The sequence below is a fragment of the Streptomyces sp. NPDC008137 genome (genome assembly GCF_042957035.1).
Lineage (GTDB): Bacteria > Actinomycetota > Actinomycetes > Streptomycetales > Streptomycetaceae > Streptomyces.
This window is the reverse complement of sequence record NZ_JBIBHN010000001.1, coordinates 88,912-101,216: the sequence shown is the minus strand read 5'-3', so window position 1 is coordinate 101,216 and position 12,305 is coordinate 88,912. Positions and strand designations below refer to the sequence as shown.

General features: G+C 71.4%; 8 protein-coding genes. 5 read left to right on the top strand and 3 right to left on the bottom strand.

Features of this window, described 5'->3' with window-relative positions:
* The first annotated feature begins 107 nt into the window (after positions 1-107).
* The 5 genes from ACFZBT_RS00435 (at position 108) to ACFZBT_RS00415 (ending at position 6,987) form a co-directional block, all read left to right on the top strand.
* Positions 108-878: a CbiX/SirB N-terminal domain-containing protein gene (locus ACFZBT_RS00435; RefSeq protein WP_391097357.1), complete on the top strand. Its 771-nt coding sequence runs from the start codon at positions 108-110 to the stop codon at positions 876-878.
* A 115-nt stretch (positions 879-993) separates the two neighbouring features.
* On the top strand, positions 994-2,271 hold the full coding sequence (locus ACFZBT_RS00430) for a deoxyguanosinetriphosphate triphosphohydrolase (RefSeq protein WP_391097356.1): 1,278 nt from the start codon (positions 994-996) through the stop codon (positions 2,269-2,271).
* 134 nt (positions 2,272-2,405) lie between these two features.
* Positions 2,406-3,671, top strand: a complete 1,266-nt coding sequence (locus ACFZBT_RS00425; protein WP_391097355.1) for an FAD-dependent oxidoreductase — start codon at positions 2,406-2,408, stop codon at positions 3,669-3,671.
* A 29-nt stretch (positions 3,672-3,700) separates the two neighbouring features.
* Positions 3,701-5,623, top strand: coding sequence for a DNA primase (gene dnaG, locus ACFZBT_RS00420; RefSeq protein ID WP_391097354.1), 1,923 nt, complete (start codon positions 3,701-3,703; stop codon positions 5,621-5,623).
* Positions 5,624-5,709: 86 nt separating this feature from the next.
* Positions 5,710-6,987, top strand: a complete 1,278-nt coding sequence (locus ACFZBT_RS00415; protein ID WP_391097353.1) for a sigma-70 family RNA polymerase sigma factor — start codon at positions 5,710-5,712, stop codon at positions 6,985-6,987.
* 64 nt (positions 6,988-7,051) lie between these two features.
* On the opposite strand, the gene ACFZBT_RS00410 is transcribed toward ACFZBT_RS00415, so the two are convergent.
* The 3 genes from ACFZBT_RS00410 to ACFZBT_RS00400 form a co-directional block, all read right to left on the bottom strand.
* Positions 7,052-8,980, bottom strand: coding sequence for an ABC transporter transmembrane domain-containing protein (locus ACFZBT_RS00410; protein ID WP_391097352.1), 1,929 nt, complete (start codon positions 8,978-8,980; stop codon positions 7,052-7,054).
* A complete protein-coding gene (locus ACFZBT_RS00405; protein ID WP_391097351.1) occupies positions 8,980-10,713 on the bottom strand; it encodes an ABC transporter transmembrane domain-containing protein in 1,734 nt (577 codons plus the stop codon). Before ACFZBT_RS00405 ends, ACFZBT_RS00410 begins: the two co-directional genes overlap by 1 nt.
* Before the next feature lie 121 nt (positions 10,714-10,834).
* On the bottom strand, positions 10,835-12,286 hold the full coding sequence (locus ACFZBT_RS00400) for an FGGY family carbohydrate kinase (protein WP_391097350.1): 1,452 nt from the start codon (positions 12,284-12,286) through the stop codon (positions 10,835-10,837).
* Positions 12,287-12,305 lie beyond the last annotated feature (19 nt).

Here is a 12,305-nt window from a genome sequence, read left to right as displayed (position 1 = left end):
GGTCAAGGGTGCTCACACCGGCCATGACCCCCATGGTGAACCGCCGGAAAACACACCGGTGACCCCCACGCAACGGGAAGGCAACGTGCCGCCGCGACCATCGGTACATGTCCAGCCAGCTCAGCCTCGTCCCGCCGACCGCGGCCCGCCGCCCGGTCCCGCCCGCCCTCGTCGTCGTGGCGCACGGCAGCCGCGACCCGCGCGCGCTGAGCACGGTCCGCGCCCTCCTGGACCGGGTCCGCGCGCTGCGCCCCGGCCTGCCGGTGCGTCTCGGGCACATCGAACTGAACGCCCCCCTGCTCCCCGACACGCTCGCCGCCCTCGGGGACTCGGAAGCGGTCCTCGTCCCCCTCCTCCTCAGCCGCGGCTACCACGTCAAGCGGGACATCCCCGAGATGGCGGCAGCCTCCCCGGCCCGCACACACCTGGCCGCCCCCCTGGGCCCGCACCCCCTCCTGGTGGACGCCCTCGAGTCCCGCCTGACGGAGGCCGGCTGGGGCCGGACCCCCCGCGACACCAGCGCGGTCGTCCTCGCGGCGGCGGGCTCCCGCGACCCGGACGCCAAACGGGACACCGCCCGCACCGCCGCACTCCTGGCGGCCCGCCTGGGCGTCCCCGTTCTCCCCGCCTACGCCTCGGCCGCGACCCCCACGGTCCAGTCGGCCGTCCGCACCCTCCTCGCCAGGGGCCGCCACCAGATCGCCCTGGCGTCCTACTTCACGGCCCCGGGCCGCTTCGCCACGGAGTGCGCGCAGCAGGCGCCTTGGATAGCGGCGTCCCCCCTCGGAACCCACCCGGCGATGGCCGACCTCCTCCTCCACCGCTACGACGAGGCCTTGGCGACATCACCGGCCGTACCGGAACTGGCCTCGGCCTAGTACGCCGGCTGGCGCGGTTCCCCAGGGGCGCGGGGAACTGCGCGACCAGCCCCGACCGACCCGCACCCGCCCGAAAACAGAACCCGGCACAGGCACGGGCGCATACTGTCGACACATGGACGGCACCGCACAACACCCCCCTGCCTACGACCCGACGTCAGTCGACCGCTGGGCCCAGGAACCAGACAAACGCCCCGGCCGCACAGCCTTCCAGCGCGACAGGGCAAGGGTCCTCCACTCCGCCGCCCTGCGACGCCTCGCCGGCAAGACCCAAGTGGTGACGCCCGGCACCATGGGCCCGGCCTGGGACGCCAGCCCCCGCACCCGCCTCACCCACTCCCTGGAATGCGCCCAGGTCGGCCGCGAACTGGGCGCGGCCCTCGGCTGTGACCCCGACCTCGTCGAAGCCGCCTGCCTCTCCCACGACCTCGGCCACCCGCCCTTCGGCCACAACGGCGAACAGGCCCTCAACGAGTTCGCGTCCGACTGCGGCGGCTTCGAGGGCAACGCCCAGTCCCTCAGACTTCTCACCCGCATCGAGCCCAAGCGGTTCACGCCGGACGGCTCCGTCGGCCTCAACCTCACCCGCGCCACCCTGGACGCCGCCACCAAGTACCCCTGGCCCCGAGGCGCCCACCCCACCGACCCGGACTCCCCGAAGTTCGGTGTCTACGACGACGACCGCCCCGTCTTCGACTGGCTCCGCAAGGACGCCCCCGGCACCCGCACCTGCTTCGAGGCGCAGGTCATGGACTGGTCCGACGACGTGGCCTACTCGGTGCACGACGTGGAGGACGGCCTGCACGCCGCCCACATCGACCCGAACTGCCTGCACGCCGACCCCGAACGCCAGGACGTCTTCGAGGTCGCCCGGGGCCGCTACGTACCGTCCGACACCGACCCGGCCGAACTCGCCGAGGCCCTCGACCGGCTCCTCGCCCAGGAATGGTGGCCGCACGGCTACGACGGCACCGCCGTGGCGCAGGCCCGGCTGAAGGACGCCACCAGCCAGCTCATCGGCCGCTTCTGCCTGGCCGCAGAGACCGCGACCCGCGCGGCATACGGCAGCGGGCGGCTCACCCGGTACGCCGCCGAGCTGGTCGTGCCGCGCGAGGCCCGGATGGAGTGCGCCGTCCTCAAGGCCGTCGCCGACCTCTACGTCATGCAGCGCGCCGAGCAGGAACGCCTGCGCGCCGACCAGCGGATCGTCGTGGCCGAACTGGCCGAGGCGCTCACCGCCCGCGCCCCGGACGGCCTGGACCCGCAGTTCCGCGCCCTGTTCGACCGGGCGCCGGACGACCGTGCCCGCAAGCGGGTGATCGTCGACCAGATCGCCTCCCTCACCGACACGTCGGCCCGCTCGCTTCACGCCCGTCTGACGGGGCAGGCATGAGACTGACGCGACGGTCGGGACCTGAGCACCCCCGAATGTGACCCTCCGTGGCCTGATCGGGTCACTCCCTCTTCCCGCATCACACTCCGTGCGGGACGCTCGCAAGTGGCGACACCGTTACGAGGAGGCATCAAGTGGTCGACGCGGATCAGACATTCGTCATCGTCGGAGGCGGACTGGCAGGAGCCAAGGCAGCCGAGACGCTCCGCACGGAGGGCTTCACCGGCCGCGTGATACTGATCTGCGACGAACGTGACCACCCCTACGAGCGCCCGCCCCTGTCCAAGGGCTACCTCCTCGGCAAGGAGGAACGCGACAGCGTCTTCGTGCACGAGCCCGCCTGGTACGCGGCCAACGACATCGAGCTCCACCTCGGCCAGACGGTCGACGCGATCGACCGCACGGCGAAGACGGTCCGCTTCGGCGAGGACGGCACCGTCGTCCGCTACGACAAGCTGCTCCTGGCCACCGGCGCCGAGCCCCGCCGCCTCGACGTCCCGGGCACGGACCTGGCGGGCGTGCACCACCTGCGCCGCCTCGCCCACGCCGAGCGGCTCAAGCACGTCCTGGCCAACCTCGGCCGTGACAACGGCCACCTCGTGATCGCGGGCGCCGGCTGGATCGGCCTGGAGGTCGCGGCGGCGGCCCGCGAGTACGGCGCGGAGGTCACGGTCATCGAGCGCGGCCCGACCCCCCTGCACCACGTCCTGGGCCCGGAGCTCGGCGGACTCTTCGCCGAGCTGCACCGCGAGCACGGCGTCCGCTTCCACTTCGGCGCCCGGCTCACCGAGATCGTCGGCCAAGACGGCATGGTCCTCGCGGCCCGCACCGACGACGGCGAGGAGCACCCGGCGCACGACGTCCTGGCCGCGATCGGCGCGGCCCCCCGCACCCACCTCGCGGAGGCGGCCGGCCTGGAGATCGCCGACCGTGCCCACGGCGGGGGCGTCGTCGTCGACGAGCGGCTGCGCACCTCCGACCCGGACATCTACGCCGCCGGCGACGTGGCCTCCTTCCACCACGCCCTCTTCGAGACCAGCCTGCGGGTGGAACACTGGGCCAACGCGCTGAACGGCGGACCGGCGGCCGCCCGCTGCATGCTCGACCGCGACGTGACGTACGACCGCGTGCCCTACTTCTTCTCCGACCAGTACGACCTGGGCATGGAGTACTCCGGCTGGGCGCCCCCGGGCACCTACGACCAGGTGGTGATCCGCGGGGACGCCGGCAAGCGCGAGTTTATCGCCTTCTGGGTGAAGGAGGGCCGCGTCCTGGCCGGGATGAACGTCAACGTGTGGGACGTCACAGACAAGATCCAGCACCTGATCCGTACCAAGGCCCAGGTGAACACGGAGTCCCTGGCGGACCCGCACGTTCCGCTGGAAAGCCTGGCGCCGTAGGCCCGCTCCCGTCCCCGTAGAATTCACGCGTGGCTGGACGGATCAACGACGAGGACGTGAAGGCGGTACGGGACGCGGTCCCGATCGACGCCGTGGTGTCCGAGTACCTCCAGCTGCGGGGCGCGGGCGGCGGGAACCTCAAGGGTCTCTGCCCGTTCCACGACGAGAAGTCGCCCTCCTTCCAGGTCAGCCCCAGCAAGGGGCTGTTCCACTGCTTCGGCTGCCAGGAGGGCGGCGACACCATCACGTTCGTGATGAAGATCGACCACCTCTCCTTCTCGGAGGCGGTCGAGCGCCTGGCCGGCCAGGCGGGCATCACCCTGCGCTACGAGGAGGGCGGGTACAACCCCTCCCACCAGCGCGGCGAACGGATCCGCCTGGTCGAGGCCCACAAGATCGCGGCGGAGTGGTACGCGGAACAGCTCGCGACGTCCCCCGAGGCCGACACCGGCCGGGTCTTCCTCGCCGAGCGCGGCTTCGACCAGGCCGCCGCCGTCCACTTCGGCGTCGGCTACAGCCCCCAGGGCTGGGACCACCTCACCCGCTTCCTGCGCGGCAAGGGCTTCACCGACAAGGAGCTGCTCCTCTCCGGGCTCTCCCAGGAGGGCCGCCGCGGCCCCATCGACCGCTTCCGCGGCCGGCTGATGTGGCCCATCCGCGACATCGGCGGCGAGGTCGTCGGCTTCGGCGCCCGCAAGCTCTACGAGGCGGACAACGGCCCCAAGTACCTCAACACGCCCGACACGGCGATCTACAGGAAGTCCCACGTCCTCTACGGCATCGACCTGGCGAAGAAGGACATCGCCAAGTCCAGCCGCGCGGTCGTGGTCGAGGGCTACACGGACGTCATGGCCTGCCACCTGGCCGGCGTCACCACCGCCATCGCCACCTGCGGCACGGCCTTCGGCGGCGACCACATCAAGATCCTCCGCCGCCTCCTCATGGACAACGGCTCGGCCCGCGTCATCTTCACCTTCGACGGCGACGCCGCCGGCCAGAAGGCGGCCCTGCGCGCGTTCGAGGACGACCAGAAGTTCGCCGCCGAGACGTACATCGCCATCGCCCCCGACGGCATGGACCCCTGCGACCTGCGCCTCGCCAAGGGCGACGAGGCCGTGGCCGACCTGGTCGAACCCCGCACCCCGCTCTTCGAGTTCGCCCTCCGCCAGATCGTCGCCCGCTACGACCTCGACACCCCCGCGGGCCGCGCCGCAGCCCTGGACGAGGCGGCACCCGTCGTCGCCCGCATCAAGAACAGCGGTGCCCAGCACGAGGTCGCCGTCCAGCTCGCCGGCATGCTCGGCATCCTCGACACCCAGTTCGTGGTCAAGCGCGTGGCCCAGCTGGCCCGCTGGGCCCGCGACCGCGGCGGCAAGGGCCCGGCCCCCGACCGCCACCAGCAGACGTCCCAGCAGTACGCCGCCGCCCAGCCCTCCACCGGCCCCCGCGGCCCCGCCCTCAACCTCCGCAACCCCGTCTTCGCCACCGAACGCGAACTCCTCAAACTGGCCCTCCAGCGCCCGGAACTCGTCTCCCCGGCCTTCGACGCCTACGGAGCCGACGAGTTCACCGCCCCGCCCTACGCCGCCGTCCGCATGGCCATCCTGGACGCGGGCGGCGCCGAACTGGGCGTCGAAGACCCCCAGGACTACCTGGTCAAGGTCCGCGAGGCCGCCCCCGACGACGCGGTCCGCGCGACGGTCACGGAGCTCGCCGTCGAGGCGATCATGCTGCACAAGGGCGTCAAGGGCGTCGACGAGGTGTACGCCGGCGCCCAGCTGGTCACCGTCCGCCGCCGCGCCGTCGAGCGCCGCATCCGCGACATCACCGGCCAGCTCACGCGCCTGGCCACCCAGGGCGACCCGGCCCAGCTCGCCGCCGTCCAGAACGAACTCTGGGTCCTCCAGCAGTACGACCAGACCCTGCGCGAACACGGCGCCGCCGCGCTCTGACGTCACCACGCGGTCACGTCCCGAACGCAAAAAGTCATCGCACGCCCCTCGTGGCGACGATGTGTCTTCCCCCACACTGGGTTGCGGTGCCTGAGTCCTCGGAGCGCGGCCGATCCGTCACCGACGGGTCCCAGACCCCCGCGGTTCCGCTCATCGCGTACGGGACGGAAAGCGGCGAGGCCGTCGACTCCGCCCCCGAAGTACCGCTGCCGCCCACCTTGGCAGCGATCATCCTGGAGGTCGCCCCCGTGCAGACCCAGACGCTCACCCAGACCGACGCCGGTGCCGCGCCGGACGCGGAGGACGACGCCCTGCCCGCGGTTCCGGCGCAGAGCCTCGTCGTGCACCACCCCGAGACGGAACCGGAGCCGGAGGAGCCGCCCGCCGGGGCCCTCGAGACCGCCGAGGCCGCCGAAACCGTCGTGCGGCCGCCGGTCCGCACCGAGAGCGGCAGCCCCTCCTCGGATCTCTTCCGCCAGTACCTGCGGGAGATCGGCCGCATCCCCCTGCTGACTGCGGCCGAGGAGGTCGAACTCGCCCGCCGTGTCGAGGCCGGGCTCTTCGCCGAGGAGAAGCTGGGCAACACGCCCGACCTGGACAGCCAGTTGGCGCTGGACCTCGACCGGCTCGTCGTCATGGGCCGGGTCGCCAAACGCCGGCTCATCGAGGCGAACCTGCGGCTCGTCGTGTCCGTGGCGAAGAGGTACGTCGGCCGCGGGCTGACCATGCTCGACCTCGTCCAGGAGGGCAACCTCGGCCTCATCCGGGCCGTCGAGAAGTTCGACTACGCCCGCGGCTACAAGTTCTCCACCTACGCCACCTGGTGGATCCGCCAGGCCATGTCCCGCGCCCTGGCCGACCAGGCCCGCACCATCCGGGTCCCCGTCCACGTCGTGGAGCTGATCAACCGGGTCGTACGGGTGCAGCGGCGGATGCTCCAGGAGCGAGGCTACGAGCCGACGCCCGAGGAGGTCGCCGCGCACCTGGACCTGGCGCCGGAGCGGGTCAGCGAGGTGCTGCGCCTCGCCCAGGAGCCGGTGTCGTTGCACGCGCCCGTGGGCGAGGAGGACGACGTCGCCCTCGGCGACCTCATCGAGGACGGCGACGCCACCAGCCCTGTGGAGTCGGCCGCGTTCCTCCTCCTCAGGGAGCACCTGGAAGCGGTCCTGTCGACCCTGGGGGAGCGGGAGAGAAAGGTCGTCCAGCTCCGCTACGGGCTGGCGGACGGCCGCCCCCGCACGCTGGAGGAGATAGGCAGGATCTTCGGCGTGACCAGGGAGCGGATACGGCAGATCGAGTCCAAGACCCTGAACAAACTCCGCGACCACACCTTCGCGGACCAGCTGAGGGGCTATCTGGACTGACGCCGCCCGCGCCCCTGAAGGGGCGCGGGGAACTGCGCGACCAGCCCCCACCGGGCCCGCGGACTCAGTCCACCTCCGCCACCGCCTGCGCGAACTGCGCCTTGTACAGCCGCGCATAGGCCCCGTCCGAGGCCAGCAACTCCCCATGCGTGCCCTGCTCGACGATCGAACCGTTCTCCATGACCAGAATCGCGTCCGCGTCCCGGATCGTCGACAGCCGGTGCGCGATGACGAACGACGTCCGCCCGTGCGCCAGCTTCGCCATGGCCTTCTGGATCAGCACCTCGGTCCGGGTGTCGACGGACGACGTCGCCTCGTCCAGCACCAGGATCACCGGATCGGACAGGAACGCCCGGGCGATGGTGATCAGCTGCTTCTCGCCCGCGCTGACCCCGGTCCCCTCGTCGTCGATCACCGTGTCGTACCCGTCCGGCAGCGTCCGGATGAACCGGTCCGCGTGCGCGGCCCGGGCCGCCTCCTCGATCTCCCCCCGGGTCACCTTCCGGGACGCGCCGTACGCGATGTTCTCCGCGATCGTGCCGCCGAACAGCCAGGTGTCCTGGAGCACCATGCCGATCCCGGCCCGCAGTTCGTCCCGGGACATCCGCGCGATGTCGACCCCGTCGAGGGTGATGCGCCCTCCGGTGACCTCGTAGAACCGCATCAGCAGATTCACGAGCGTCGTCTTGCCGGCGCCCGTCGGCCCGACGATGGCCACCGTGTGTCCCGGCTCGACCTTCAGCGACAGGTCCTCGATCAGCGGCGTGTCGGGGTCGTAGCGGAACGACACCCGCTCCAGCGCCACCAGCCCGCGCAGCTCCTCGGGCCGCACGCCCGGCACCGGATCGGCCCCCTGCTCCTCCGCGTCCAGCAGCTCGAAGACCCGCTCCGCCGATGCGACACCCGACTGCACCAGGTTCGCCATCGACGCGACCTGCGTCAGCGGCATCGAGAACTGCCGCGAGTACTGGATGAAGGCCTGCACGTCACCGATGGACAGCGAGCCCGAGGCGACCCGCAGCCCGCCGACGACCGCGACCAGTACGTAGTTGAGGTTCGACACGAACATCATCAGCGGCTGCATGACCCCGCTGTTGAACTGCGCCCGGAACCCGGCCTCGTACAGCGCGTCGTTCTGCTCGGCGAACTGTCTGGCCGACTCCTCCTGCCGCCCGAACACCTTCACCAGGGTGTGCCCGGTGTACATCTCCTCGATGTGCGCGTTCAGCTTGCCCGTCGTACGCCACTGCTGCACGAAGTGCGGCTGCGACCGCTTGCCCACGCGCGTGGCGATGACGAAGGACAGCGGCACGGTCACCAGCGCGACCAGCGCCAGGATCCAGGAGACGTAGAACATCATCGCGAGGACGCCGATGATGGTCAGCACCGAGTTGATGAGCTGCCCCATCGACTGCTGGAGCGTCTGCCCGATGTTGTCGATGTCGTTGGTCGCCCGGGACAGCACCTCGCCGCGCTGACGCTTGTCGAAGTACGACAGCGGCAGCCGCGACAGCTTCGTCTGCACGTCCTCGCGCATCCGGAACATGGTCCGGTTCACGGCCCGGTTCACCAGCCGCGTCGCCACCGCCATCAGCAGCCCGGCCACCGCGAACACGCCCAGCGCGAGCAGCAGCACATGCCCCACGGCCGTGAAGTCGATGCCCTCGCCCGGGGTGAAGTCGGTGCCGCGCAGCATGTCGGCGACGTCACCGTCCCCGCGCTCCCGCATGGAGTCGAGGACCTGCTCCTTGCTCGCCCCCTCGGGCATGCCCCGCCCGACGATGCCCGCGAAGACCAGGTCGGTCGCCTTGCCGAGGATCTTCGGCCCGACGACGCTGAGCCCGACGCTCAGCACCACGCACAGCAGCAGCACGCCGATCGTCAGCCGCTCCGGCCGGAACCGCGCGACCAGCCGTTTGCCCGACCCCTTGAAGTCCAGCGAGCGCTGGTCGGGGCCGCCCCCGGCCATCATCCGCCCCATCGGCCCGGCCATCAGGCAGCCTCCGCTTCCGTGAGCTGGGAGAGCACGATCTCCCGGTAGGTCTCGTTGTCCGCCATCAGCTCGTGGTGCCGGCCGGTGCCGACGACCCGGCCCTCGTCGAGGACGACGATCCGGTCGGCGTCCCGGATGGTCGCCACCCGCTGGGCGACGATCACCACGGTCGCCTCGGCGGTCTCCCGCGCGAGCGCGGCCCGCAGGGCGGCGTCGGTCGCGTAGTCGAGGGCGGAGAAGGAGTCGTCGAAGAGATAGATCTCGGGCCGCTGCACCAGCGTCCGGGCGATCGCCAGCCGCTGCCGCTGACCACCCGACACATTCGTCCCGCCCTGCGCGATCGGCGCGTCGAGCCCGCCCTCGAGACGCTCGACGAAGTCCTTGCCCTGCGCGACCTCCAGCACGTGCCACAGCTCCTCGTCGGTGGCCTCCGGATTGCCGTAGCGTAGGTTCGTCGCCACCGTGCCCGCGAAGAGGTACGGCTTCTGCGGCACCAGCCCGACGGTCCGCGCGAGCAGCACCGGATCGATCTCCGCCACCTCGACCCCGTCCACGAGCACCTGCCCGTCGGTCGCGTCGAACAGCCGCGGCACCAGCCCGAGCAGCGTCGACTTGCCGCTGCCGGTCGAGCCGATGACGGCGGTCGTCTCACCCGGCCGGGCCACCAGGTCCACGGACCGCAACACCGGCTCCTCGGCACCCGGATAGCGGAACCCGGCACCCCGGATCTCCAGATGCCCGTGCCGCCGCAGCTCCCGCACCGGCGCGGACGGCGGTACGACACTCGACTCGGTGTCCAGCACCTCCTGGATCCGCTCGGCACACACCTCCGCGCGCGGCACCATCATGAACATGAAGGTGGCCATCATCACGGACATGACGATCTGCATCAGATAGGCGAGGAACGCCGTCAGGTCACCGATCTGCATTCCGCCGCTGTCGATGCGGTGAGCCCCGAACCAGACCACCGCGATCGACGACAGGTTCACCACGGTCATCACGATCGGGAACATCAGCGCGAGCAGATTGCCGGTGCCCAGCGCGAACTCGGTGAGATCGGTGTTGGCCTTCCGGAAGCGCTGCTGCTCGTACTCGTCCCGTACGAAGGCCCGGATCACCCGGTTGCCGGTGATCTGCTCGCGCAGCACCCGGTTCACGGTGTCCAGCCGCTCCTGCATCGCCCGGAACAGCGGCCGCAGCCGCCGCACGATCAGTGTCACGCAGACGCCCAGCACCGGCACGACCGCCACCAGCACCCCGGACAGCGGCACGTCCAGGCCGAGTGCCAGCACGATGCCGCCCACGCACATGATCGGCGCCGACACCAGCAGCGTGAACGTCATCAGCGCCAGCATCTGCACCTGCTGGACGTCGTTCGTCGTACGGGTGATCAGCGACGGCGCCCCGAAGTGCCCCAGCTCACGCGAGGAGAACGACTGCACCCGGTCGAACACGGACGCCCGCACGTCCCGCCCGAGCGCCGAGGCCGTACGGGCGCCGTAGTACACGGCACCGATGTTGCACACGACCTGGACCAGCGAGATGCCGATCATCAGGCCGCCGTAGCCCACGATGTAGCCGGTGTCGCCGTTCACGACACCCTGGTCGATGATGTCCGCGTTCAGCGTGGGCAGGTAGAGCGTGGCGCAGGTCTGCAGGAACTGCAGCAGCACCAGCAGGGCTATGGGTTTCTTGTAGGGCCTGAGATAGGTCCGCAGAAGTCGTATGAGCACGCTGCTTCTCTCGGAGTGGGCGACAGGGCCGGTTGGTTGCCCCTGGCCCCTATCGTCGAACACTCCACCCGCGTTACCTCAACCGAATTAACCCAACAGGGCCTACCGGGCCGGCTGCCGACTACCGCAGCGCCCCGGGATGTGTCTGCTCCCGCACCGCGACGAACTGCTGCCGCACCGCCTGGCCCACGGCCAGTTCCTCCCCGGGCTCCAGCACCTGTGCGACCGCGCCCTGCCAGGTCGGCGGGGTCCGCGCGTCGAGCGAGCCCTGCGACACGCCGAGCGCCCAGGCGGCCTGGCGGGCGGCGCCGATCGCGGCGTAGTCGGCGGGCTGCGGCACCACGACCTGCGTCCCGAACAGCGAGGGCGCGGCCGCCTGCACGGCGGGCAGTTCGGCGGCCGACCCGAGCAGGAAGACCCGCCGCACCTCCACGCCCCGGCCGCGCAGCACGTCCAGCGCGTCCGCGAGCCCGCACAGCATGCCCTCGAACGCCGCCCGCGCCAGATGCTCCGCCTTCATCGACTCCCGCCTCAGCCCCGCCAGCGTGCCGGCGGTGTGCGGCAGGTTCGGCGTCCGCTCACCCTCCAGATAGGGCAGCAGCACCAGCCCGTGCGACCCCGGCGTCGACTTCATCGCCAGGTCGGACAGGCTCTCCAGATCGGGCAGCCCGAGCAGCTCGGCGGTACCGCGCAGCGTCCGTACGGCGTTCAGCGTGGTGACGACCGGCAGGTGCATGCCGGTCGCGTCGGCCAGCGCGGTGATCATCCCGGATCCGTCGACCAGCGCCTCGGGGTGTACGGCCATCACGGACCCGGACGCGCCCAGCGACACGACCGCGTCCCCGAGGCCGATGCCCAGCCCGAACGCCGCCGCCATGGTCTCGCCGGTCCCGACGGAGATCAGCAGCCCCTCCGGCGTCCGGCCCGCCGCGTCCGCCGGGCCGATCACCTCCGGCAGCATCGCCTGCTGCCCGAGCGCGAGCTCGACGAGATCGGTCCGGTAGCCGCCGGTCGCCGCCGACCAGTACCCGGTACCGGACGCTCCGCCCCGGTCGGTGGTTCTCCTGACCGGCCGGCCCAGCAGCTGCCACACCAGCCAGTCGTGCGCCTGCAGGAGGATCGCGGTGCGCTGCGCGTTCTCGGGTTCCGTCCGGGCCAGCCAGCGCAGCTTCGTCACCGGCTGCGCGGCCTGCGGCACACAGCCCACGGCCTGCGCCCACGCCTCGCGCCCGCCGAGCGCGTCGACCAGATCGGCCGCCGCGACCTGCGTCCGCTTGTCGCCGCCGACCATCGCGGGACGCACGGTGTTGCCCTGCGCGTCCAGTGGCACGACGGCGTTCTGCTGTGCCGACACGCCGATGGCCTGCACACCTTCGAGGAGCCCGCCGCCCGCCGCCTCGCCCAGGGACAGCAGCCAGGCCTGCGGATCGACGTCGGACGGCCGGCCGCCGCCCTCGGGGCTCTCCACCGGATGCTGCGCATATCCCTGCCTGAGCACGGCTCCGGAGTCCGTGTCACAGACGACGATACGAGTGAAATCGGGTGAACTGTCCAACCCGGCGACTATCCCCATGGCCAAAATTCTGCCGCAC

Coding starts and splice junctions, on each gene's coding strand:
- ACFZBT_RS00435 (WP_391097357.1), top strand. CDS start 108: ATGTCCAGCCAGCTCAGCCTCGTCCCGCCGACCGCGGCCCGCCGCCCG.
- ACFZBT_RS00430 (WP_391097356.1), top strand. CDS start 994: ATGGACGGCACCGCACAACACCCCCCTGCCTACGACCCGACGTCAGTC.
- ACFZBT_RS00410 (WP_391097352.1), bottom strand. CDS start 8,980: ATGGCCGGGCCGATGGGGCGGATGATGGCCGGGGGCGGCCCCGACCAG.
- ACFZBT_RS00400 (WP_391097350.1), bottom strand. CDS start 12,286: ATGGGGATAGTCGCCGGGTTGGACAGTTCACCCGATTTCACTCGTATC.